At 71.2% G+C, this 22,447-nt stretch carries 18 protein-coding genes and 1 riboswitch; of the genes, 8 read left to right on the top strand and 10 right to left on the bottom strand.

Annotation, left to right across the window (positions count from 1 at the left end):
- On the bottom strand, nt 1-1,521 hold the full coding sequence (locus BLR05_RS03045; RefSeq protein WP_092832252.1) for a 3-hydroxyacyl-CoA dehydrogenase: 1,521 nt from the start codon (nt 1,519-1,521) through the stop codon (nt 1-3).
- Between the two features lie 73 nt (nt 1,522-1,594).
- Here BLR05_RS03045 and BLR05_RS03040 point away from each other — a divergent pair, with 73 nt between their 5' ends.
- A complete protein-coding gene (locus tag BLR05_RS03040; RefSeq protein ID WP_244160032.1) occupies nt 1,595-3,910 on the top strand; it encodes a hypothetical protein in 2,316 nt (771 codons plus the stop codon).
- A 24-nt stretch (nt 3,911-3,934) separates the two neighbouring features.
- On the opposite strand, the gene BLR05_RS03035 is transcribed toward BLR05_RS03040, so the two are convergent.
- From BLR05_RS03035 to BLR05_RS03020, 4 genes are all read right to left on the bottom strand, one after another.
- Nucleotides 3,935-4,843 carry a thiamine phosphate synthase gene (locus BLR05_RS03035; protein WP_092832250.1) on the bottom strand — a complete coding sequence of 303 codons (909 nt, stop codon included), beginning with the start codon at nt 4,841-4,843 and terminating at the stop codon, nt 3,935-3,937.
- Nucleotides 4,836-5,645 (bottom strand): thiazole synthase, encoded by an 810-nt coding sequence (locus BLR05_RS03030; RefSeq protein WP_092832249.1) that lies wholly within the window; start codon nt 5,643-5,645, stop codon nt 4,836-4,838. The genes BLR05_RS03035 and BLR05_RS03030 overlap by 8 nt, the downstream gene beginning before the upstream one ends.
- An 81-nt stretch (nt 5,646-5,726) precedes the next feature.
- A complete protein-coding gene (gene thiS, locus BLR05_RS03025; protein WP_092832248.1) occupies nt 5,727-5,924 on the bottom strand; it encodes a sulfur carrier protein ThiS in 198 nt (65 codons plus the stop codon).
- The gene (locus BLR05_RS03020) at nt 5,921-7,039 is read right to left on the bottom strand and encodes an FAD-dependent oxidoreductase (RefSeq protein ID WP_092832247.1); all 1,119 of its coding nucleotides are present in this window, start codon (nt 7,037-7,039) and stop codon (nt 5,921-5,923) included. Before BLR05_RS03020 ends, thiS begins: the two co-directional genes overlap by 4 nt.
- A 71-nt stretch (nt 7,040-7,110) precedes the next feature.
- Nucleotides 7,111-7,210, bottom strand: a riboswitch (TPP riboswitch).
- Nucleotides 7,211-7,278: 68 nt separating this feature from the next.
- Between BLR05_RS03020 and thiD the strand changes: the two genes are divergently transcribed.
- The 7 genes from thiD to BLR05_RS02985 all read left to right on the top strand — a co-directional run bounded on the left by thiD (nt 7,279) and on the right by BLR05_RS02985 (nt 17,742).
- Nucleotides 7,279-8,178 carry a bifunctional hydroxymethylpyrimidine kinase/phosphomethylpyrimidine kinase gene (gene thiD, locus BLR05_RS03015; protein ID WP_092832246.1) on the top strand — a complete coding sequence of 300 codons (900 nt, stop codon included), beginning with the start codon at nt 7,279-7,281 and terminating at the stop codon, nt 8,176-8,178.
- A 28-nt stretch (nt 8,179-8,206) separates the two neighbouring features.
- The gene (locus BLR05_RS03010) at nt 8,207-12,151 is read left to right on the top strand and encodes a TOMM system kinase/cyclase fusion protein (RefSeq protein WP_092832245.1); all 3,945 of its coding nucleotides are present in this window, start codon (nt 8,207-8,209) and stop codon (nt 12,149-12,151) included.
- A 28-nt stretch (nt 12,152-12,179) separates the two neighbouring features.
- Nucleotides 12,180-12,977 (top strand): BMA_0021/BMA_0022 family TOMM bacteriocin, encoded by a 798-nt coding sequence (locus BLR05_RS03005; protein ID WP_092832244.1) that lies wholly within the window; start codon nt 12,180-12,182, stop codon nt 12,975-12,977.
- Nucleotides 12,978-12,986: 9 nt separating this feature from the next.
- A complete protein-coding gene (locus tag BLR05_RS03000; protein ID WP_225979308.1) occupies nt 12,987-13,841 on the top strand; it encodes a class I SAM-dependent methyltransferase in 855 nt (284 codons plus the stop codon).
- Nucleotides 13,842-13,941: 100 nt separating this feature from the next.
- The gene (locus tag BLR05_RS02995; protein ID WP_092832242.1) at nt 13,942-16,134 is read left to right on the top strand and encodes a TOMM precursor leader peptide-binding protein; all 2,193 of its coding nucleotides are present in this window, start codon (nt 13,942-13,944) and stop codon (nt 16,132-16,134) included.
- Between the two features lie 25 nt (nt 16,135-16,159).
- Nucleotides 16,160-17,122 carry an FHA domain-containing protein gene (locus tag BLR05_RS02990; protein WP_092832241.1) on the top strand — a complete coding sequence of 321 codons (963 nt, stop codon included), beginning with the start codon at nt 16,160-16,162 and terminating at the stop codon, nt 17,120-17,122.
- Between the two features lie 284 nt (nt 17,123-17,406).
- Nucleotides 17,407-17,742, top strand: coding sequence for a hypothetical protein (locus tag BLR05_RS02985; RefSeq protein ID WP_092832472.1), 336 nt, complete (start codon nt 17,407-17,409; stop codon nt 17,740-17,742).
- Nucleotides 17,743-17,904: 162 nt separating this feature from the next.
- On the opposite strand, the gene BLR05_RS02980 is transcribed toward BLR05_RS02985, so the two are convergent.
- The 5 genes from BLR05_RS02980 to BLR05_RS02960 all read right to left on the bottom strand — a co-directional run bounded on the left by BLR05_RS02980 (nt 17,905) and on the right by BLR05_RS02960 (nt 22,431).
- Complete coding sequence (locus tag BLR05_RS02980; RefSeq protein ID WP_092832240.1) at nt 17,905-18,969, bottom strand: NAD(P)/FAD-dependent oxidoreductase; 1,065 nt, start codon at nt 18,967-18,969, stop codon at nt 17,905-17,907.
- A gap of 116 nt (nt 18,970-19,085) precedes the next feature.
- On the bottom strand, nt 19,086-19,409 hold the full coding sequence (fdxA, locus tag BLR05_RS02975) for a ferredoxin FdxA (protein ID WP_011796133.1): 324 nt from the start codon (nt 19,407-19,409) through the stop codon (nt 19,086-19,088).
- A 106-nt stretch (nt 19,410-19,515) separates the two neighbouring features.
- Nucleotides 19,516-20,865 (bottom strand): sulfate adenylyltransferase subunit 1, encoded by a 1,350-nt coding sequence (locus BLR05_RS02970; RefSeq protein WP_092832238.1) that lies wholly within the window; start codon nt 20,863-20,865, stop codon nt 19,516-19,518.
- A gap of 181 nt (nt 20,866-21,046) precedes the next feature.
- On the bottom strand, nt 21,047-22,006 hold the full coding sequence (gene cysD, locus BLR05_RS02965; RefSeq protein WP_092832237.1) for a sulfate adenylyltransferase subunit CysD: 960 nt from the start codon (nt 22,004-22,006) through the stop codon (nt 21,047-21,049).
- Nucleotides 22,007-22,050: 44 nt separating this feature from the next.
- The gene (locus BLR05_RS02960) at nt 22,051-22,431 is read right to left on the bottom strand and encodes a DUF934 domain-containing protein (protein ID WP_011796130.1); all 381 of its coding nucleotides are present in this window, start codon (nt 22,429-22,431) and stop codon (nt 22,051-22,053) included.
- Nucleotides 22,432-22,447: the final 16 nt, after the last annotated feature.

Raw genomic sequence — 22,447 nt, 5'->3', positions numbered from 1 at the left:
TCAGGCCTCTTCGTGGAGCAGGCTCAGCCCGATCGCGCCGCGGCGGCGCAGCCAGGGGCTGGGTCGGTAGCGCGGATCGCCATATACCGTCTGCAGGTTGAACAGCACCTCCAGCATGTTCGCCGGGCCCCAGCGGTTGCCCATGGCCAGCGGCCCCAGGGGATAGCCCAGGCCCAGCGTGACGGCCGATTCGATGTCTCCAGGACTGCAGATGCCCTGCTGGCAGATGTCGCTGGCGATGTTCACGATGGTGGCCACCACGCGCTGCGTCACGAAGCCGCCGCTGTCGCGGATCACGCTCACGGCCTTGCCATCGCGCGCGAAGAGGGCGTGCGCGGCGTCGCGGATGTCGATGCGCGTGGCCGGGTTGGTGGCCAGCACCCGGCGGCGGGTGGCGGCGTCCTCGACCAGCATGTCGATGCCGATGGTGCGCGCCGGGTCCAGACGTTCGACCACGGCCACGGTGGTGATGTCGAAGCCCAGCGGCGCCACGAGGGAGATCGCCTGCGGCGACGGGGAGGTGCCGGTCTCGATCCGGGCGCCCAGGTCCTTGAGCAGCTGGAACACCTCGGCCCGCCGCGCGGCGCGCGACGACACCCACACCGGCGGGATCTCCGCGACCGTGGGCGCGGGCGGCTCGGCCGGCACCTGTGCCTGCCCGTCCACGTAGCGGTAGAAGCCTTCGCCGGTCTTGCGGCCGAGCAGGCCGGCGGCCAGCCGCTGCGCGGCCAGGGCGCTGGGGCGATACCGTGGCTCTTCGTAATACTGTCGATAAACGGATTCCATGACCGGCTGCGACACGTCGAGCGCGGTCAGGTCCATCAGCTCGAACGGGCCCAGGCGGAATCCGATCTGGTCGCGCAGGATGCGGTCCACCGTGGCGAAGTCGGCCACGCCCTCGCTGACGATGCGCAGCGCCTCCGTGCCGAAGCCGCGCCCGGCGTGGTTGACGATGAATCCGGGCGTGTCCTGCGCGCGTACGGGCGTGTGGCCCATGGCGCGCGCGAAGCCGGCGAGGCGGTCGCACACCGCCGGGCCGGTCTTCAGGCCGGCGATGACCTCCACCACCTTCATGAGCGGCACGGGATTGAAGAAGTGGAAGCCCGCGAGGCGCTCCGGATGCCTCAGCGCCGCACCGATGGCCGTGACGGACAGCGAGGAAGTGTTGGTGGCAAGCACCGCCGCCTGCGGGACGATGCCTTCGAGTTCGCTAAAAAGCGCCTGTTTGGCGTCCAGGCGTTCCACGATCGCTTCTATGATGAGGTGGCACCCGGCGAGATCCTTCAGCGCAGCGGCCGGAGCCAGCCGGCCAGCCAATACCTGGGCCTCGTCGCCGGAGATGCGGCCCTTGGCGGCGAGGCGTTCCCACTGCTGCCGGATGTTGCGTTGCGCGGTGTCGGCCGCGCCCGGGCGGTTGTCGAGCAGTAGCACCTGGCTGCCGGCCTGCGCCGCCATCTGGGCGATGCCCTGGCCCATGGCGCCCGTGCCTATGATGCCGACGATAGGGAAGGGGTTGGTCATGGAGCGCGATTATGGCGGTGAGGGAGCAGGCAGCTTTATGTGCAAGAATGAACCGAATAAGAATGCAACTATTGTGAAGATAAGTAACGCGATACTCGGAGCAAGTCTTTCCGCCCTGGCCACGGGGGCATCGGCGTTGTCGCTGGGCGCCAGCCATGGCACGGTGGTTCTGGGTGCGCCGGTGGACCTCGTATTCGACGTGCAGCCCGATCCGGGTGGCGATGTCGAGTCTTCCTGCGTGCGCGTGCGTCTCATGTCCGGCGATACCGCCGTGCCGGACTCCAAGGTGCAGGTCACCCCGGTTCCTGCAGGCAGCGGCCGGAGCCCGGCTGTGCGCGTGCGTGCCTACATTACGGCGGACGAGCCGGTCGTCACCGCGACGGTCTCCGCCGGTTGCAGCGGCGGCGTGACCCGCCGCTACACCTTCCTCGCGCAGTTGCCCGAAGCGGTGGCTGCGGCGTCACCGTCCAGCCCGGTGGACATCGGCCGGCTGGCCGGAGCAAGGGCGTCCGCCGCCGGTCCGGTGGCCGGTACCGCCGCTGCCGCCCAGGGCACGGGCGAACGGGGCCCCCGTGTCGCGGCTTCCGGTGCCGCTCCCGCCGCGGCGGCGCGTGCCAGCCGCCAGGCCGCCGCGGCAGCGCCTTCCGCCGCACCCCGGACGCCGAGCCGTGCATCGAAGCCGGCTCCCGTGGCTGCCGCATCGCCCGCGGCCGAGCGTGCACGGCTGGTGATGGAGCCGCTGGACGTCTGGCTGGACGGACCGTTGCCGCTGCGCCAGTCGCCCGAACTGGCCAATGCCGCGCAGACCGTTTCGCCCGGGCAGCGCGCGCAGGCCGCGGCCCTGTGGAAGGCGCTCAACACCCCCGTGGAGGATGTGCAGCGTGCTGCCGGCCAGGTCGCACAGCTCGAAGGAACCGTGGCGACCGAGCGCGCGCGTGCTGCATCCGAGCGCGCGGCGGCGGCCGACCTGCGGCAACGCCTGGACAGCGCCGAGTCCGATCGCTTCCCGGCCGTCCTGGTCTATGTGCTGGTGGGCCTGCTGGTGCTGCTGGCCCTGCTGGCCGCATGGCTCTGGGGCCGCGCCCGCAGGGCGGCAGCTTCCGCCTGGACCGAGGCCGTCGCAGCCAGCAGCCAGCCCCGGGAGCCCGGCGGCGAGCCGCTGGCGCCGGACGGCTCCGCGCCTGCGACCCGGCCGCAGGCGGATGCGCCCGCAGTGCGTCCGAAGCGCCTGCCCGTGATGCCCAGCCGGGCCTCGGTCTCCGCAGCCAGGGTGCCCCCGCCGGTGCCGGCCGAGCCTCCGGCTCCCGTACCGGCTCCCGTACCGGCTGCCGTCCCGGCCGCGCGGGACAGCTTCCACTTTCCCGCGTTCGCGGATTCCCTCTCCAGCGCCGTGCTGGTGGAGGGGCCCGTGATGACGCGCAACGCGCCGCTGGCTCCCGAGCCCGCGCCCGCACCGGCCGTCCCGGCGCCTGCTCCCGTCGTGGCGCCGGCGCCGCCGGCAGCGCCCGTGGCTGCCGCGATGCCCCGCATGGCGGGACCGCAGCCCGAAGACCTGTTCGACATCCAGCAGCAGGCGGAATTCTTCGTGTCGGTGGGCGAGCACGACCAGGCCATCGCCGTGCTCAGGCAGCACATCGCCGCCCATGGGGATACCTCGGCATTCGCCTACCTGGAACTGCTGCGGCTCTACCACACCCTCGGCCGTGTGGAAGGCTTCCACCAGTTGCGCGAGCAGTTCTGCGCGCAGTTCAACGTCTCGGTCCCCGAGTTCGGCAATTTCCACCGCAGCGGCAAGACCCTGCAGGGCTTCCCCGATGCCCTGGCGGCCATCGAGGCCGAATGGTCTTCGCCGGCCGTGCTCGCGGTGATCGAGGGCTTCCTGTTCCGGCAGGCCGATGCGCCCAAGGCCAGGCAGTTCGACCTGGCGGCCTTCGACGACCTGCTGCTGCTGCTGGCCATCGCGCAGACCACGCCCGCCAGCGCCCGCGGTGCGGCGCCTCCGCGCCCGCGCACCACGCCGCCCGACATCCCGGCCGACGAAGTGGAGGCCACCGCACCGCCCCGTGCCGCCAGTGCTGCGCAGGCCGAGCCCGAAGAGGAACTGCGCTCGTTCGACACGCTCTCGGCCGGCCTGACCTGGGAGTCGCTGCCGGCACCTCTGCCGCGGGCCCCGTCCACCGCGCCGTCTCCCCTGCACGAGGACCCGGACGCGATGCTCGACATCGATCTGTCCGATCCACCCCATCTCACGCTCAGCGATCTGCCGCCGGTGCCCGTGACGCCGCCGCCGGCGCCCGGCCAGTCGGTGGGCTTCGGCATGGATGAAAAGATGGAACTGCGCCTGGAACTGGACGAGTTCGAGCGCAAGAACCGCACGCCCAAGGGCTGATGTGGAGCTGGCCGGCGGAGGCGGCTACTGCCCCATGCGCTGCATGAGGTCGCGTGCCGCGGCTTCCGGATCCGGGGCGTTCACCAGCGCGCGCACCACGGCGATCGACCCCACGCCGGTCGCGAGCACGTCGGCGAACTGCTCCGCGCCGATCCCGCCGATGGCCACCTGCGGATAGCCGCGCATGAGCCGCGCATAGGCCGCGAGCCGGGCCAACCCCTGGGGCACGGTCGCCATCTTCTTGAGTGTCGTGGGGAACACCGCGCCCATGGCCACGTAGCTGGGGGCCGCCGCGTCGGCACGCACCATCTCGGCATACCCGTGCGTGCTCACCCCGAGCCGCAATCCGGAGGCGCGCAGCGTCTCCAGCGATCCCGGGGACAGGGCGTCGAGGTCTTCCTGTCCCAGGTGGACGCCATAGGCGCCGGCGTCGATGGCGGCCCGCCAGTGGTCGTTGATGAAGAGCAGGACAGACGTGCCCCGCACCGCCTCGACCGCCGCCCGCACTTCGCGCTCGACGGCCGCTCCGTCTTCCGACTTGAAGCGCAGTTGCACCGTCGGCACGCCGGCCCGGGCCATGCGGCCCACCCAGTGGGCGTCGGGCAGCACGGCGTACAGGCCGAGCCGGTCCGGGCAGGGCGCGAAGGGGCGGGCATGGGGCCGGGTCTGCAGGCCGAAGTCCGCGGGTTCATCGGGCCACTGCGCCGCGTCGAAGCGGCCCGTCCGGTCGGTCCGGGCCTGCCAGGCGCGCGCGAGGCAGTCGGCGTCCACGGCGATGAAGCCGAGCCGGCTGCAGGCGCGCAGGGCTGCGCCATAGACCGCTCCGCCGTGCGCGGGGGGCGGCGCGGGCTGGGCGGGAAAGCCGGCGAACGCCGGAGCGTGGGCCTGCACGATGGCGCCGGCCATCGCCTGGATGGTGGAGTCTTCAGCCATGGTCGTGGTGCCAGAAGGGGGTGCCGAGCACGGGCGTGCTCGGCTGGGCCGCGTCCTGCGCGGACATGGCGCCGGCCTGTCGGGCGGCGCGCCCGGCCTGCACCGCGTCGGCGAAGGCACCGGCCATGGCCACCGGGTCCTGTGCCAGGGCGACGGCGGTGTTGAGCAGCACGCCGTCGTAGCCCCATTCCATCACCTGGCAGGCATGGGAGGGAAGGCCCAGGCCCGCGTCCACCAGCAGGGGCACGTCCAGCCGCTCGCGCAGCGTGCGCAGCGCGTACGGATTGACGGGGCCGCGCCCGGTGCCGATGGGCGCGGCCCAGGGCATGACGGCCTGGCAGCCCACGTCCACCAGGCGCTGGCAGAGCACGAGGTCCTCGGTGCAGTAGGGCAGCACATGGAAGCCGTCGCGCACCAATTGGGAGGCGGCTTCCACGAGGTTCAGCGTGTCGGGCTGCAGCGTGTAGTCGTCGCCGATCAGTTCCAGCTTGATCCAGGGCGTGCCGAAAACTTCGCGCGCCATCTGGGCGGTGGTGACGGCCTCCTGGATGCTGTGGCAGCCGGCGGTGTTCGGCAGCACCGGCACGTCCAGCCGGCGCAGCAATTCCCAGAAGCCGTTGCCGGCTTCCGCGGGGTTGCTGCCCTGGCGCCGCAGCGAGGCGGTCACCATGGCCGGGCGGGCACGCCGCACGGCGGCCTCCAGCACGCTGGGCGAGGGATAGCGGGCGGTTCCCAGCAGGAGCCGGCTGGCGAAGCGCTGGCCGTAGAGGACCAGGGCGTCATCGGATGCGGTGTCGGGCATGGCGGATGTCGAAGGGGGAAAGGCGGGGGCGACCGGTATGGCCGGCGAGGGCGTCGGGCGGTCGGGCGCGGTGGAGGCGGGTCAGCCGCCCGTCACCGGCGCGATGATCTCCACCCGGTCTCCGGGTTGCAGCGCGTGGCCGGCATGGCGGGCCTGGGGGACGAACAGGGTGTTGACGGCCACCGCGAAGGGCGGGCGGGCGGCGATCGCTGCGATGGCATGGGCCACGGTCGCGCCCTCGGGCAGCTCGGTGGCTTTCTGGTTGATGACGACGTTCATGGCAGTGCGGCGGCGGGCTCGAGGTCCAGCGCCAGGTCGAAGCGGGAGGCGAGGGGTGATTGTCCTTCGTTCAGGTATTCCATCACCACGTCCAGGACGGCCGGGGAAATCATGAAGCCGTGCCGGTACAGGCCGTTCACCTGCAGCACGCGCGGCGCGATGCACCGCACCGCGGGCAGGTTGTCCGGCAGGGTGGGGCGGCACTGGGTGGCGATCTCGAGGATGCGGGCCTCGGCGAAGCCGGGATGCACGGCGTAGGCAGCGCTCAGCAGTTCCAGCGTGGAGCGCACGCTCGCGGGCGAGAGGTCGTCCGATTCGATCTCGGTGGCGCCGATCACGAAGACATGGTCCTCCTTGGGCGCGATGTAGATGGGGTAGCGCGGATGCACCAGCCGGGTCGGACGGCGCAGCGCCACCCCGGGCGCGTGCAGCCGGACCACCTCGCCGCGCACCCCGCGCAGTCCGGCCCACTGGCCCCGGGCGCCCAGTCCCCGGCAGTCCAGCACCCAGTCGGGCTGGCCGGGCGTGCCCGGCGTGAAATCTTCCGGCGCGCGCGGGCTGTGCCAGTGCACCCGGACGCCGCGGGCGCGCATGGAATGCTCCAGGGCCGCGAGCAGTTGCCGGTTGTCGAGCTGGCCCTCGCCGGGCAAATAGAGTCCCTGGTGGAAGCGCTGCCCCTGGAGCGCGGGCTCGGCCTCCTGCAGTTCCCGGCCGTCGAGCACCTGCAGGGCGGGCAGCTCGGGCACGGTGCGGGCCGTGCGCTCCAGCACGCCGCGCAGCCGAGCAGCCTCGGCGGCATCCTGGCGGTGCCAGAGGATGAGGGTGCCCTCCTGCTGGAAGAACACGGGCCACTCGAGGCCGGCGAGCAGCTGGGGCCAGCGCGACAGGGCATGGTGCCCCATGCGTACCACGCCGGGCTCGGTGATGGCGGACTCCGCCAGCGGCGCGAGCATGGCGGCGGCGATGCGGGCGGCGGCACCCTGGGCGTCTGGGCCCTGGGCCTCGTACACCTCCGTGGCGTGCCCCTGCCGCGCCAGCTCGGCGGCCAGCAGCCGGCCCATGAGGCCGGCGCCCAGGATGGCGATGGAGGAATGCGGGGACAGCAGGGCGGTCATGGGCGGGCGGTGGATGCGGTTCTCGTCGGTCGGGCGCTGGCGCGCGAAGGCGCGGCACGGAGAACAGGCGGCGGTCCACCGTCGAAACTCCCCACGCCAGCATGACCTGGATCGGGTGCCGAGGGTCTTTCTCAGCCGCGCCCGGCGGGCGCGGCACCCCTGTTTCGTCCGTTGGCTGAATTACAGCACAGCGCTGCGGAAGGCGTCATTGACATCGCGCATGCGCCATAATTTTTGACATGAATTCCAAGCCTCTCGAACCACGGCCGGCAGCATGCACCGTGGAAGGATCCCGCTACGTGCGCGTCTTGTCCATTGCCGGGTCCGACAGCGGGGGCGGGGCGGGCATCCAGGCCGACCTGAAGACCTTCGCCGCCCTGGGCTGCTACGGCATGACCGCCATCACGGCCATCACCGCCCAGAACACGCAGGGTGTGCGCTCCATCCATGGCGTGCCCGCCGCCATCCTGCGCGACCAGATCGATGCGGTGGTGGAGGACATCGGCGTGGATGCGGTCAAGATCGGCATGCTGCATGCTCCGGAGGTCGCCGAGGTGGTGGCCGATGCGATCCGCCGGCATGCGCTGCCGCACGTGGTGCTCGATCCCGTCATGGTGGCCACCAGCGGCGACCGCCTCATCGCGCCGGACACCGTGCGCGTGCTGGTGGAGTCGCTGTTTCCACTGGCTGCGGTGGTGACGCCCAACCTCGACGAGGCCGGCATGCTGCTGGGCCGTGCCATCCAGGACGAGAGAGCGATGGACGCCGCCGCGCAGGAGCTGCTGGGCCTCGGCGCCCAGGCCGTGCTGCTCAAGGGTGGCCACCTGCCGGGCGACGCGCTGGTGGACGTCCTGGCCGAGCGGGACCATACGCCCCCACTGCGCATGCGGTCCGCGCGCATTTCGACGCGCAACGGCCATGGCACGGGCTGTACCCTGTCGTCCGCCATCGCCGCCCACCTGGCCCTGGGCAGCGGCCTGCGCGAGGCGGTCGCTGCCGCGCATGCCTACGTGCAGGCCGCGATCACGGCCGGGGCGCCGGTGCGCACCGGCCGGGGCGCCGGACCGCTCGACCATGGGCATGCGCCCGTGGCGCAGCGCATCCACCGCGACCCGGCCGCGACCGGAGGGGCCCTGTGAGCCGCCCGCAGCGCGAAGGGGAGGACGCATGAGTTTCCGCACTCCCGACCCGGGGCACATCCGGGACGCCTTTTCCGCGCAGGACGCACTCATGCAGCGCTACGTGCTCCAGGATGTGATCGGCACGGGCTCCTATGGCATCGTGTTTTCCGCGACCCATCGCCAGACCGCCCAGAAGGTGGTGCTGAAGTTCGTCCGCATCGACGAGGACGAGCGCCTCTTCAAGCGGTTCCGGCGCGAGATCGCGGCCTGTGCCCGGCTCCACCATCCGCACATCGTGCAACTGCTGGACGAGGGCGTATGTGGCCCGTTCGTCTTCGCGGTGTTCGAGTTCGTCCCGGGCCTGACCCTGCGGCAGGTGCTGCAGAACCAGGGCGCGCTGCCTGCGGCCGAGGCCGGCCGCCTCATGCTGCAGGTGCTGGACGCCATCGCCTGCGCGCACGATGCGGGCATCGCGCACCGCGATCTCAAGCCCGAGAACATCATGATCAGCGCCTCGGGCCTGACCTCGTACGCCAAGGTGCTGGATTTCGGCATCAGCACGCTGCTGCCCGGCTTCGGCGACGCGATGGCCACCCAGCTCACGCGCGAGGGCGAATACGTCGGCACGCCCGCGTACAGCGCGCCGGAGCAGTTGCGCGGCGAAGCCGTGACCCCCCAGGCCGATCTCTATGCCTGGGGCCTGATCTTCCTGGAGTGCCTCACCGGCAAGGTGGTCACGGGCGAATCCACCGCCGAGATCTACCAGCGGCAGCTGTCGCCGCAGGAATTCAGCCTCCCCCGGGCTATCCACGGCCACCCGCTGGCCGAGGTGCTGCGCAGCGCCCTGCGCAAGCGCTGCCAGGACCGCGCCACCTCGGCCCGGCAGCTGTGGGAGCGCTCGGCCGCCGTGCGGCTGGACGACCTCGTGGGCATCCTGCGCACGCGCCCGGGCGCCGGCCCGAGCGCCATCGCGCCCACGGTGGCCTTCGGCACGCCGCACGAGGAAAAGCGGCAGCTCACCCTGCTGTACTGCGGCGTCTATTTCTCGCAGCCGCCCGAGCCGGCCGACGAGGAGGCCGCCGAGCGCCGGGAGATGCTCCAGCGCAGCGTGCTGCGCCGCCTGATCGACGTCGCCGTGCAGCGCGGCGGCACGCTGGGCGGCACCCTCGGAGCGCATTTCCTGGTCACGCTCGGCTACTCCTCCCATGCCGAGGCCGATGCCCGCCTGGCCGCCCAGATCTCGCGCGAGCTGGTGCGCTCGTCCGAGGATGCGGGCCCGGAGGTGCACTGGCAGGTGCGCATCGGCCTGCACACGGGCTCCGTCCTGATCGAAAGCGGCTCGGTCGTGCCGTGCCGCGCGCTGGACATCGCCATGCGCATGGAAGTCGCGGCATCCGAGGGGCAGGTCGTCGTCAGCGAGGCTGCGCGGCAGCGCCTGCGCCACCATGCCCGCTTCGTGCCGCAGGGTGGCGTGCGCCTGCCGGGCGCGCTTTCCGAGATACCGTCCTTCTGCATGCTGCCCCAGGAGCTTGCCGGGGCGGTGCGCCAGCCGCTGCGCGAGGCCGTGGGGCGGTGGCGCGAGCTGCTGGCGCTGCGCCGCTGCTGGCGGGACGCGGCCGCCGGGCAGGGGCGCGCGGTGCTGGTGCGCGGCGAGGCCGGCATCGGCAAATCCTGCCTGAGCGAAACCTTCCTGTCGCAGGTGGAGGGGCGGGAGGGGCTGGTGTTGCGCACCGCCTGCTGGCCCGAGCAGGAAAACAGCGCCCTCGCGCCCATGCTGGCCCTCGTGCGCGCGCAGTGCGGCGACCCGGAGGCCCCCGACGACGCCATCGTCGAGCGCCTTTCTGCCTTGCTGTCCGAGTCCGGCTGCGACGTGGAGCGCGTGCTGCCGATCTTCTGCGTCTGGCTGTCGTTGCAGGTCGGCCGGCACCAGGTGGTGGACATCGCCCCCGCGCTGCAGAAGGCGCTGCTGATGGAGGCGTCTCAGCGATGGCTGCAGACGCGGGCGCGCACCGCACCGGTGCTGCTGTTCGTCGAGGACCTGCATTGGGCGGATTCCGCGACGCTCGAGTGGCTGGCGGCGCTCGCCGGCGCCATGGCGGACCAGCGCTGGATGCTGCTGCTCACGGCCCGGCCCGAATGGGAGGCGCCGCTGCCCATGGCCGGCGCGCTGCGGCGGCTGGAGGTGGGCCGCCTGGGGCCGGCCGACGCCGCATCCATGGTGCGCCACGTGCTGGCGCCGCGACGGGTGTCGCAGGCAGTCATCGACCATGTGGTCGCCCGCACCGACGGTGTCGCGCTCTTCATCCAGGAACTGGCGCGCACTCTGCTGGAGACCTGTCTGGTCGAGCGGGAGGGCGTGTGGGATTTCCAGGACCAGGCCGACCTGAAGGGCATTCCGATCACCCTGCGCGACTCGCTGGAAAGCCGCTTCATGCAGCTCGGCCCGGCACGCGAGGTGCTGCGCTGGGCCTCGATCTGGGGGCGGCGGTTCGATGCCGAGTGGCTGCCGGACTGCGGCATGCAGGAGGTGGAGGACAACCTGCGGTCCCTGGTGGACGTGGGCCTGCTCATGCCGGCGGATGCCGCGGGCCACTACCTGTTCCGCCATGCGCTGATCCGCGACGCCGCCTACGACAGCATGCTGACGACGCAGCGCTCGCACATGCACGGCGTGGCTGCCGCGGTGATCTTGAAGCGGCGCCCGCGCGTGCGCGACGAGGAGCCCGGCCTGCTGGCGCACCACTATGCGCTGGCGAGGGATTTTGCGAACGCGGTGCCGGCGGGGCTCGCCCAGTTGCGCATGACGCAGCACCGCTCGCTGAACGACGAGACCATCACCTACTCGCGCACGGTGGAGGAGTGGATCGACCGCCTGGAGGAGCCCGACCGCTGGGAGCCGCGGCTCGCGCTGGACGGCTACGTGCTGCAGGCGCTCATGAACAAGTACGGGTGGGCGCATCCCCAGGTGGAGCAGCGCATCGAGCAGTCCCGGGGGCTGGTGGAGCGCGACATCTCGGTGGACCTGCGGGTGCAGCACATCTGGCTCATGCTCACCTACCACCACGTGGCGAGCCATCGCGCCGAGGTCATGCGCCTGAGCCTGCAACTGGAAGAGCTGGCGCGCCGGCAGGGGGACGCGGGCATCCTGGTGGCCGCCTGCACCTGGATCGGGCTCGCCTTCTATTCCGAAGGCCGCTTCGATGAAGCGGAGCGGTACCTCTCCGAAGCCATCGACGAGCGCCATGGCGATGCCTCGAAGCACCATGCCGCGCAGTTGGGCTTCGACACCGTGTCGTGGGCGCTGGCCGCACGGTCCCTGGTCCGCTGGGGCGCCGGTCACGACGCGCTGGCGAACGAGGATGGCGTACGCGCGGTGGAGCGTGCACGGGCCCTCGCGCACATTCCCTCGATGGGGATCACCATGCTCTACCAGGCGCTGGGCTACCTGGGGCGGCAGGACGTCGAAGGCGCCCGCCAGGTGGTCGATGAGCTGATCGAGCTGTCCGGGCGCTATGGCCTGCCGGCCTTCCGCGGGTATGCGGAGGTCATCCGCTGCTGGGTGGTGGGCGACCTGGCCGGGGCCGATGGAATGATCGAGGCGCTCCGGGGCATCGGCTGCCAATACTGCCAGACCTACTACCGGGCCTTCTGCGCCGACATCCTGGCGCGACAGGGCCGCTGGAGCGACGCCGCCGGCCGCCTGGAACACTGCATCGAACTCACGCGCGAACTGGGTGAGGGCATATACACTGCGGAATTGTGGCTGCAAAAGGCCGCCTGCGTGCTGCAGGAAGGTGCGCGCGCCGGCGAGGCCGCGGACTGCCTGCGCCAGGCGGTCCGGGTCGCCCGGGAGGGCGGCAAATACCGGGTGGAGGCGCATGCGCTGTCACGCCTGCGCCATGTGGATCCCGCATCCTGCACTGCCAGCGACGAAGAGCGGTTGCAGTCCTTGTTGGGTATGCGCCCCGAGCTCGGGGCATTCGTGTGTTGAATTCGATGACGATGAGGGGAGGATTCCAATGAGTTCCATTCAGCAACAGCCCGGCGATCCCTTGCTGGAGTTCCGGCTGGCCTATCTGCGCGCCATCGCCAAGTCCTGGTACGAGACCGACTACCGCGACCGCCTGCTCGCACAGAAGGACATCCAGCCGCAGCTCGCCAAGGACTTCGGGCTGAAGACCATCTGGCCCTGGCTCGACGTGTCCCTGGAGCGCAGCGACAACCCGCTCGACCAGACCCTGTGGAAGCCCGAGCTGACCGCGGGCTGGATCGGTCTGGACGACGCCTTCGAGATCGTGTTCCCCGAGGCGCCCTCCGACCGTGCCGCCGAGGCGCTGGCCAGCTATTACCAGCTGTTCCCCACGCTCATGGGCGCGACCGCCGACATCAGCAACGAGGAGCACGTGCCGCCCGGCATCGTGGGCGGCGCACTGCCCACCGGCCTGGGCATCCCGGGCGGAGACCCCGGCTCCCTGCTGGCCTTCGGCGGCGTGGTGCTGCGCGCCATCGCGCTCGCCTGGCAGTCCAAGGAGTTCCGCGACGAGCTGCTGAATCCCCGGTGCAGCGATGCGGCCGGCCTGCTGAGCCAATGGCTGGGCTACAACAACCCCTTCAACTTCTCCATCCGGTTCACGCCCAACAAGGCGCTGACCTGGGATGCAGGCAAGGGGCACTGGAACCAGCTCAACCCGGACGGCAGCAAGATCAAGAACCGCATCGTGCTGAACTATCCGAACGCACCGGAAGCCCGCGATTTCTGGCCGATCTCGCTCACGTCGTACAACAACACCGGCAGCGCCTACCCGTTCACCTGCTGAGTGCCTGCCGTGCCACCTGAAGGGGCGGCCGGCCTCGCCGGGGCCTGGGAGGCCCTGCGCGGCAGTTCCGCCACCCTGGCGCTTACCTTGAGCGCGCGGGCCTCCCCGCTGGCATGCGAGACCGATGCCGCATGGGTGGATCCCTGGGCCGCGCCGTTGCTGGCGCAGTGCCCCTGGGACCTGCGCCGCGCTGCGGACGACCCCGCGCTGGTGCGGGCCGTGGTGGTGCGCAGCCGCGTCTTCGACCGCCTGTTGCTGCAGGCCTGCGCCGAGCGGCCCGTCCATGCCGTGGCCAGCCTGGGCGTGGGCCTGTGCACCCGCCAGGGCCGGCTGGCGCCGTCCCTGCCCGGCGTCGAGTGGATCGATGCCGATCTGCCGGAAGTCATCGCCCTGCGCCGCCTGCTCCTGCCTTCGGTCGCGGCACCGTTGCCGGGCCTGCAGGTGGCGGGCGCACTGCAGGACGGGGCATGGCTGGACGCCATGCCCTGGCAGCCTGGCCGGCACTTTCTTGTCCTGCTCGAAGGCGTGGCGCCCTATGTGCCCCCGGAGGACGTCCTCCACCTGCTGGAGCGGCTGGCGGCGCGCGCGCGGCGCGAAGGCTGCGGCTGCCGCGTGGTGCTCGACTACCTGCATCCGGATTTCGTCCCGATCGCCGCCTGGCAGGCGGGCCCCGCCATGCTGCCGGTGGTCAGCGGATTCCGCGACGCCGCCGCGCTGGTGGAAGGGAGCACGGGCTTTTGCGTGCTGCAGGAATGCCGGCCCTTCGGCCTGTTTTCCGAAGCGCACCAGCGGTTCGAGGACGAATTCCGCGGGCGCCATGGCCAGGTGCCCTATGCCGTGGTCTGCCTGGAGCACATCCCCTGAGCCGTGCCCGGCTGCGGTCCCGGCGCCACGCGCGGTCGTGGCTCTCTACCCTGGTGCCGCCTCGTGCGCCAGCCACACTCCCGATACTCTCTGGACGCCCATGGATTGGTTTCATACCGTGCCTTGCTGGCACCCCCGCTTCCGCGTGGTGCAGCGCCCTGCAGCCCTGTCTGCCACGTCCACCCCCTCCGCCCCGATCCTGGTCGAGGAGGCGGGCGCGTTTTTTCTGCCCTTCGCGGAGTCGGCCATTCTCGCGCAACTGGTGGACGGTGCACTGGCCCCCGCGGCCTGGTGCGCGGCCGGTGGCGATCCGCTGCGCCTCCCCGGCCTGCTGTCGGCGATGGAGGCGCTGGCGCGCCGCGGTGATCTCTTCGCGCACGGCGCAGCTCCCGGTGGCTGGGCCGTTCCCCGCGTGGATGCCGCGCCGGTGCATGAAGAGGGCGACGCCGGCAGCGTGACCTGGCTGGCAGGACCCGGCGGACAGCCGGCCTGGCGCGCCTCGGTGGATGGCGCCATGGCGGAAGTGGACCTCGTGCTGTGCGAAGATTATTTCGATCCCCGGCTGGCGGGGGAGTGGGAGCGCGCCCTCCATGCGGGCCGGTCACGCTGGTGGATGCCGGTGCGCCTGGGCGGCGCGCAGGCCATCGCCGGCCCCCTGCTGCGTCCGGGCGGGCCCGGGCCGTGCTGGCACTGCTTTCTGCACCGCCTGCGGCGCAACAGTCCGGGGCGCGCCTGGCTGGAGCGGGAGGTTCCGGGCTCGCACGGGATGGTGCCCCTGTTCAGCGACCCGGCGGGCCGGGCCTCGCGCTGGCGCCAGGCGCACGAAGCCGTGCACCGCCTGCTGGCCCATGCCGTGCCGGGGCGGTTTGCCGTGCTCGGCAACTCCCAGGCGCCGGCCGGAGGTGAGGGTCATTCGGAAGCATGGGAGGCGGCGCCGCGGCGGCCCCAATGCCCGCAGTGCGGGGATGCCGGGTGGATGGAGCGACAGGCCTGGCAGCCCGTGCAGCTGCGCGATGTGAATGCCGTGCCGGGCGCGCGGGGTGGCTCCCGCACGGTACCGCCTGAAGCTACGGTCCAGGCCGTGCAGCCCTCCGTCGGCGCGTGGGCCGGCGTGGTGACGGAGTGCTCGCCGCTGCCCCTGGCGGAAGCCGGCGCCATCACGGTCTATCGCAGTGCCTTCCATCCGGCCGGCCCGCAGGAAGGTGGCCCGGTGGCTGCGCGCTGGTGCCTCGGCAAGGGCATGACCGCCGCCCAGGCGCAGGCGAGTGCGCTGTGCGAGGCGGTGGAGCGCTACGCCGCGGGCTTCCAGGGCGACGAAGCCTGGACCGAGGCATGTGAGGACGCGCTGCCCGCTCCGGCCTCCGGGCCGCGCTCGCTGGTGTTCGTGAGCGACCGGCAGCGTGCGCACTGCGGCCCGGGGGACGACCGCGTCCGCCGCACCCTGGCCCATCCCGCCGGGACGCCGCTGGCCTGGACCCCCGCCTGGTCCCTCACGCGCGGGGCGCCGTGCTTCCTGCCGCTCGCCCACTGTTATGCGGGCGTACCCGAGCGCTGGTCCCGCTACGGCGAGTGGAACTCGAACGGCTGCGCCGCCGGCAATTGCGTGGAGGAGGCTGTCCTGCAGGGGCTGCTGGAGGTGGTCGAGCGCGACGCCACGGCGATCTGGTGGTACAACGAACTGGCCATGCCCGCGTTCGATCTCGGCCGCATCGCTCCCGAACACGTCCGCCGCGTACGTTCCACCCTGGGCAGCGGCTGGAGCTTCTGGGCACTGGACCTGACCCACGACCTCGGCATCCCGGTGGTGGCTGCCGTGGGCTGCCGCCCCGGCCATGACTGGGCGCTGGGCTTCGGGTGCAGCCTCGATGCCGAAATGGCCTGCGAGCGGGCACTGACCGAACTGGTACAGCTGGTGGCGGTGGGCAGGACACTGCCTGCACACTGGAACGGCCTGCGCAAGACATTTCCCGGGTTCCTCCAGCCGGAAGGAGGAGATAATCACCGCATTGCGGCCGCTGTCCGCGCCCGCACGGGAACGGGCGGAGGCGGCGGCATCCGTTCGGACATCGCGGCCTGCGTGGAGGCGGCCCGGAGCTGCGGCCTGGAAGTGGTGGTGCACGATTACTCGCGCCCGGACGTTCCGCTGCGCACCGTCAAGACCACGCTTCCCGGCGCCTGCCATATCTGGCCGGAGCTCGCGAACCCCCGCCTGTCGCGCGTACCCGTGGCGATGGGGTGGCGCGATGCCGCACGGGACGAGGGCGACCTCAATTCCTGGCCCCTCTACGTCTGACCTGAAAGCGTTCCTGCGGAGCACGATGGCGATTTTGCGCAACCTTCCGAGCGGCCGGAGCATCGTGCTCCGTCCCCTGCATACTTTCGGCCGGCACCCGGATTCATGCCGCACGGTGCTGCAGGAGGCCGATGTGTCCAAGCTCCATGCCATCGTGCGCTGGTCCGGCATGCGCTGGGAGGTCGCCGACCAGAGCCGCAACGGCACCCTGCTGGACGGCGTGCGGTTGCAGCCCGCCCACTGGCACGGACTGGCGGAAGGCTCCGAAATCCGTTTCGGGGCCTCTGCTGCGGCCGCGTGGACCCTGGTCGATGCCTCGCCGCCCCGGACCGGCCTCTGGCCGCTCGGGGGCGAGCCCGTGCTGCGGGTGCTGGACATCCAGGAAAACCTGCTGCCCCATGCCTCCGCGGCCGAATCCAACGTGTTCCAGTCCGAAGGGCGCTGGTGGTGGGACCGCATGGACCAGGTGCAGCCGCTGCTGGACGGCCACGTCGTCCAGGCGGGCGGGCAGCGCTGGGAGTTCGTGCTCTGCGAAGACCTGGGCGCCACGCAGGATGTACCGCGCATGCCGCCGGCCTCGGCACTGCCGGCCCCGCTGTTCGATTTCGACGTGAGCCAGGACGAGGAGCACGTCTGCCTGGACATCCAGCTGGGAGGCCAGTCGCTGTCCCTGGGCGAGCGCATCCACCACTACACCCTGCTCACGCTCGCACGCCAGCGCCTGCAGGATGCCCTGCGCGGCGTTCCCATGGCCAGCCAGGGCTGGCTCGCCATCGACGCCCTCGCGCGCATGCTGGGGGTCGATGTGCCGTACCTGAACATCCAGCTGTTCCGCGCGCGTCGGCAGATCCAGAACGCCCTGGGCGGGGCGGGCGAGACCGTGGCCGTGGTGGAGCGCCGCCGCGGGGAGGTCCGGTTCGGGGACTACGCCTTCCGTATCCGCAAGGGCGGCCGGCTCGAGGGCGAGCGGCCCGGGGCGCAGCCGTGACCTGCCCGGCCTGTAATCGCATGTAATGGGTTGTTGCGCGACTTTTCTCTAGATTACGGTCACTGCGCTGCAATAGCAGGCGCTACAAGAACCAGACCGTAGCAGAGAGGGGGCCACCGGCGCCGGATACCGGACCGGGCCATTGACCTTCGAGAGAAAAGCCATGCAGCAACCGCAAACCCTTCGGCAGAACGGCGGATTCCCGCACAGGGGCTCCGTCCATGGCGCAGCCCGCCGTCCTGGTCCCGTCCGGGCCGGCACCTGACGCAGGCAGGGACGGTGCGATGCGATGTATCACCCTCGCCTCCGGAGTGCATGCCTCCAGGCGCGCCGCCGCGGGATCCCTGTGGCAGCCGCAAACCCTGTGGGCGTCGTACTACCAGCACGTGATGGGCGCGGCGCCCGAACAGGGCCACCTGTCCGCCTTCTGGCGGCACTACCACGGCACCTGCGCCGAAATGCAGGTGCATGGCTCCGACCTGCTGTGCTGGAGCAGCGAGTGCGATGGCGTGCTGCACCGGCTGCCCTACACCCCGCTGAGCGATTTCCTGCGCGAGCTCAAGACGCTCTGTGCGCATGCCCACCGCGTGGGGGCGGCCCTGCAGGTGATCGCGGATTGAACACGAGAGAACATGGCCGCCACGGCCAGGGAGGAGAAGCGAGTACGTCGCAATAACAAGAAGTAAAGAATGGGCGCCACCTCTGGGAGGGGGATGGCGTCGGGCGAAGGCCCCTGGCAGCGATGCCAGGGGCCTTCGTCTTTTGTCCTGGACGCAGGGGTGTCAGGCGGCGACGCCGAGGCGCTCCTGCAGGCGGGTGCTGGTGGTCGTGTATTGCAGGGCGACCGGCGCGCCGGCCAGGTGCTCCGCCGCCGCGAAGGCAGCCAGCGTGGCTTCGTGGAAGCCGCAGAGGATGAGCTTGCGCTTGCCGGGGTAGGTGTTGATGTCGCCGACGGCGTAGAGGCCCGGGACCCCCGCGGAAAAAGTGGCCGTTTCCACCTTCACCTGCTTGCGCTCCAGCGCCAGTCCCCAGTCGGCGACGGGGCCCAGGCGCGGCGACACGCCCAGGCACAGCAGCAGCGTGTCCAGCGGCAGGCCGTGCTCCGAGCCGTCGGGGGCGAGGAGGCGTACGGCCGCCAGCCGATCCACTCCCGAATCCGCTGCCGGGCCCGCGGCCTCGATGCCGACGACCTGGGCGGCCATCACGCGGATGCGGCCGCTGTCGCGCAGTGCCTGCAGCCGGGCAAGATCCTGGGGAGGCGCCTGGAAGGCATCGCGGCGGTGCACGAGGGTGACGCTCGCGGCGGCCTCGGGGCCGGGCTCCGCGCAGGCGGTGGCACGGGCCACGGCCGTGTCTTCGCCGCCCAGGACGACCACGTGCCGGCCGCGGGTGGGCGCGGGCGCTTCGTGGTGGAACACCTGGGTGCCATGGAAGCGCTCGATGCCGTCTATCTTGAGCGTGCGCGGAACGAAGGCCCCCACGCCGGCCGCGATGAACACGGTGCGTGCATGGAGTGTGGTGCCGGCATCGGTGGCGAGCAGGAAGCCGCCGTCGGGGGCGGGCTGCAGCGTCTCGACGCGCTGGGAGAGGTGCAGTTGCGGGGAGAACGGCGCGATCTGCCGGGTCAGCAACGCCACCAGCTCGCGGCCGGTGCACAAGGGCACGCCCGGAATGTCATAGATGGGTTTGTCGGCATAGAGCTCGGCGCACTGGCCGCCGACGTGGGGCAGGGCGTCCACCACATGTGCGGCGATGCCCTGCAGGCCGAGCTGGAAGACCTGGAAGAGCCCCACGGGCCCCGCGCCGATGACCACGGCATCGGCTTTGATGAAGGGAGCGTTTTCCATCACGGACGCCGCGCAAGGGCCGCCCCGCAGCGCTGGCGTCGCCCCCCTTCCGGCCAGCGGAGCGCCGCCAGAGAAGGGAGGAGCGGCGCAGTCGCCCGGGGGGATGTCTCCATGCTTCAGCGGATGAGGTCGGCGATCTTGCCGGGCTTGCCGTTCCACTCGTCGGCGTCGGGCAGCGAGGCCTTGCGCTTGGTGATGCTCTTCCATTGCGGGGCGAGCTCGGCGTTGAGCTTGATGAAGGCCTGCTGGTCGGCGGGCAGGTCTTCCTCGGCGTAGATCGCGTTGGCCGGGCACTCGGGAATGCACACGGCGCAGTCGATGCACTCGTCGGGGTCGATCACGAGGAAGTTCGGGCCTTCGCGGAAGCAGTCCACGGGGCACACGTCCACGCAATCGGTGTACTTGCACTTGATGCAGTTTTCGGAGACGACGTGAGTCATGAGAGGCAGTCTTTGGGTCGGGGTAACCCGCAATTTTAGGGCGGTTCGGGCCGGAGGCTCCCTGCGCCCCTTGCACCGTCGCAGGAAGGGCGGGAGGGGGGCCGGTTCAGTTCACCAGCACGGCTGCGGCGGTTCGGTGGCTCGCGGTGTCCACGAGGATCAGGGAGCCCAGCACGCGGGCCTGGCCGAACGGCGCGGCGGGCAGGGCCTCCTGCAGCAGCAGATCCACGTGGCCGATGGCGTTGGGCTCCAGCTGGGCGGCTTCTTCCTCTGCGAGCGTATGGATGTTCAGGCGGTGCACCACGCGCTGCGCCTTGGCCTTGACCCAGCGGTGGCCGTGCAGCGCCCAGTACACGCGGCCGGCCACCAGGGGCTCGTCGTCCATCCAGGCCACGGTGGCGCGGACCTCGCGGCGCGCCGGCCAGGCGGGCACCGGCGCCGGGGTGTCGAAATCGTCGGCGGCGGTGGCCGCCGCGGGGGCGGGTGCGGCCAGGATCCAGTCGCCGCGCGAGACGTCCACCTCGCGGTCGAGGATGATGCCCGCGCTGGTGCCGGCCTGCACGGTGTGCGGCCGGCGCGCGTGGTCGAGCACCTGCGCCACGCGGGCGAGTTGGCCGCTCGGGAACACCTGCACTTCCGTGCCGGGCGCGACCTGGCCGGCGGCGACGCGGCCCCAGAACACACGGCGGCCCTGCGTGGTGTCTGACGAGGACGAGAATTTCTCCACCCATTGCACCGGGAAGGCCAGCGCCAGCCCGGTATCGGCCGGTGTGTGGGGCAACTGCTCCAGGATCTGCAGCAGGCTCGGGCCCTCGTAGCCGCACCAGCCGGGTTGCGCATCGACCACGTTCCAGCCCTTGAGCGCGGAGACGGGCACGGTGGCGCGCACGGCGATGCCGGCCGCCTGGGCGAAGGCTTCCAGTGCGGCCCGGATGTGACGCCATGCGAGGGCCGGATCATCCACCGCGTCGAGCTTGTTCACGGCGAACACCAGCGAATGCACGCGCAGCAGGTGCACCAGCAGGGAGTGGCGGCGCGTCTGCGGCAGCAGCGCCAGCTGCGGATCGCGCCAGTCGAGCTTGGTGGCATCGACGAGCACCACTGCCGCGTCGGCGCTGGAGGCGGCCGTGACCATGTTGCGGGTGTACTGCTCGTGGCCCGGCGCATCGCCGATGATGAACTTGCGCGTCTCGGTCGCGAAGTAGCGGTAGGCCACGTCGATGGTGATGCCCTGCTCGCGCTCGGCCGACAGGCCGTCGGTAAGCAGCGCCAGGTCGGTCTCCCCGCCGCGCGTCACTCCGGCCAGGTGGTCCTGCAGCACGGCGCGGCTGTCCACCAGCAGGCGCCCGATCAGCGTGCTCTTGCCGTCGTCCACGCTGCCGCAGGTGATGAAGCGCAGCGCCGCGTCGTGGTCGTCCCGGCCTGCCGAGGTGGCAGTGGCTGCTTTGGCAGCCATCGAATCAGTCGTGTTTGTCATCCAGCTCTTTCAGTCGCCCACGCGGGGCGTTAAAAATGGACGCGGCCCAGGCGAGAACCGCCGAGCAAGGGCCGCCCCGCCGCACTGGCGGTGTCCCCCGTCCTGCCGGGCGCAGCCGGCGAGAGAAGGGGGAAGGCGCACAGCACCTCAGGGGATGTCTTCAAAAGTATCCGTCCTTCTTGCGCTTCTCCATCGAGGCGTCGGATGTCTTGTCGTCCATGCGCGTGGCACCGCGCTCGCTCACCTCGGCCGCCAGCGTCTCGATCACGATGTCCGCCGCCGTCGCGGCGCTGCTGGCCACCGGGCAGGTGCAGGTGATGTCGCCCACGGTGCGGAAGCGCACTTCGCGCGCCACCACCTCTTCGCCATCGCGGGGCGGCGTGAGTTCGGTCACCGGCACGAGCAGGCCCTTGCGCTCGACCACGGCACGCTGGTGCGCGTAGTAGAGCGAGGGCAGGGCGATCTGCTCGCGGTCGATGTACTGCCACACGTCCAGCTCGGTCCAGTTGCTGATGGGGAACACGCGGAAGTGCTCGCCCGGGGCCAGGCGCGTGTTGAACAGCGTCCACAGCTCGGGCCGCTGGGCCTTCGGCTGCCATTGGCCGAAGCTGTCGCGGTGCGAGAAGATGCGTTCCTTGGCGCGGGCCTTTTCCTCGTCGCGCCGCGCGCCGCCGATCAGCGCGTCAAAGCGGAATTCCTCGATGGCCTCCAGCAGAGTCACCGACTGGTGCACGTTGCGGCTCTCGCCGGGATGGGCCAGGCGCACGGTGCCGCGCGCCATCGAATCCTCCACGCTGCGCACGATCAACTCGGCGCCCAGTTCCTTCGCGCGGAAGTCCCGGAAATCCGTGACCTCGGGGAAGTTGTGGCCCGTGTCGATCATCAGCAGCGGGTAGGGGATTCGGCCCTGGCTACCGGAGGCCCCCTTCGTGTCCACGAATGCCTTCTCTGCGCACTTGAGCATCACCAGAGAATCCTTGCCGCCCGAGAAGAGCAGGGCAGGGCGTTCGAAGGCGGCGGCCACCTCGCGCAGGATGAAGATGGTCTCTTCCTCCAGCGCGTCGAGATGGCGGTTGCTGAGCTGGTTCAGCATATGGGGTTCTTCGGTGCGGGCGTTCATGCGTCGGCTCGTGGAAGCTCGTTGAATAGGGGGCGGGGGCCGAGTCAGGCGGCATCCCGGAAATGGGGCAGGGGGTGCGCGGCGTCGCCCTGGTAGAAGGCGTGGAAGCGGTCGAACTGGCGCTGCGCGTCGGCCAGGTCCACGCCCTCGCGCAGCACGGCCACGTCGAAGCCGCAGCGCGCCATCTGCACGAGCTGGTCGATCAGCACGTCGCCGGTGGCTCGGATCTCGCCGCGGAACCCGCGCCGCTGGCGCAGCAGGCGGGCCTGGCTGAAGGCGCGGCCGTCGGTGAACTTGGGAAAATGCAGGTCGATGCGCTCGATGCCAGCCAGGTCCTGCACGAGCGGATCGGCGTCGTTGGGCATGGCCAGCACATGGTGCCCCGGCTCGGTGGCGGCCGGATCGTGGGCGGCGATGATTTTCATGGTGTCTCTCGTGGGA

Source organism: Paracidovorax cattleyae, assembly GCF_900104515.1.
Taxonomy (GTDB): Bacteria; Pseudomonadota; Gammaproteobacteria; order Burkholderiales; family Burkholderiaceae_C; genus Paracidovorax; species Paracidovorax cattleyae.
Note: the sequence above shows the minus strand (reverse complement) of the source record. Positions and strands in the feature narration are given on the sequence as shown.

Coding starts and splice junctions, on each gene's coding strand:
- BLR05_RS03045 (WP_092832252.1), bottom strand. CDS start 1,521: ATGACCAACCCCTTCCCTATCGTCGGCATCATAGGCACGGGCGCCATG.
- BLR05_RS03035 (WP_092832250.1), bottom strand. CDS start 4,843: ATGGCTGAAGACTCCACCATCCAGGCGATGGCCGGCGCCATCGTGCAG.
- BLR05_RS03030 (WP_092832249.1), bottom strand. CDS start 5,645: ATGCCCGACACCGCATCCGATGACGCCCTGGTCCTCTACGGCCAGCGC.
- thiS (WP_092832248.1), bottom strand. CDS start 5,924: ATGAACGTCGTCATCAACCAGAAAGCCACCGAGCTGCCCGAGGGCGCG.
- BLR05_RS03020 (WP_092832247.1), bottom strand. CDS start 7,039: ATGACCGCCCTGCTGTCCCCGCATTCCTCCATCGCCATCCTGGGCGCC.
- thiD (WP_092832246.1), top strand. CDS start 7,279: ATGAATTCCAAGCCTCTCGAACCACGGCCGGCAGCATGCACCGTGGAA.
- BLR05_RS03010 (WP_092832245.1), top strand. CDS start 8,207: ATGAGTTTCCGCACTCCCGACCCGGGGCACATCCGGGACGCCTTTTCC.
- BLR05_RS03005 (WP_092832244.1), top strand. CDS start 12,180: ATGAGTTCCATTCAGCAACAGCCCGGCGATCCCTTGCTGGAGTTCCGG.
- BLR05_RS02995 (WP_092832242.1), top strand. CDS start 13,942: ATGGATTGGTTTCATACCGTGCCTTGCTGGCACCCCCGCTTCCGCGTG.
- BLR05_RS02990 (WP_092832241.1), top strand. CDS start 16,160: ATGGCGATTTTGCGCAACCTTCCGAGCGGCCGGAGCATCGTGCTCCGT.
- BLR05_RS02985 (WP_092832472.1), top strand. CDS start 17,407: ATGCGATGTATCACCCTCGCCTCCGGAGTGCATGCCTCCAGGCGCGCC.
- BLR05_RS02980 (WP_092832240.1), bottom strand. CDS start 18,969: ATGGAAAACGCTCCCTTCATCAAAGCCGATGCCGTGGTCATCGGCGCG.
- fdxA (WP_011796133.1), bottom strand. CDS start 19,409: ATGACTCACGTCGTCTCCGAAAACTGCATCAAGTGCAAGTACACCGAT.
- BLR05_RS02970 (WP_092832238.1), bottom strand. CDS start 20,865: ATGGCTGCCAAAGCAGCCACTGCCACCTCGGCAGGCCGGGACGACCAC.
- cysD (WP_092832237.1), bottom strand. CDS start 22,006: ATGAACGCCCGCACCGAAGAACCCCATATGCTGAACCAGCTCAGCAAC.
- BLR05_RS02960 (WP_011796130.1), bottom strand. CDS start 22,431: ATGAAAATCATCGCCGCCCACGATCCGGCCGCCACCGAGCCGGGGCAC.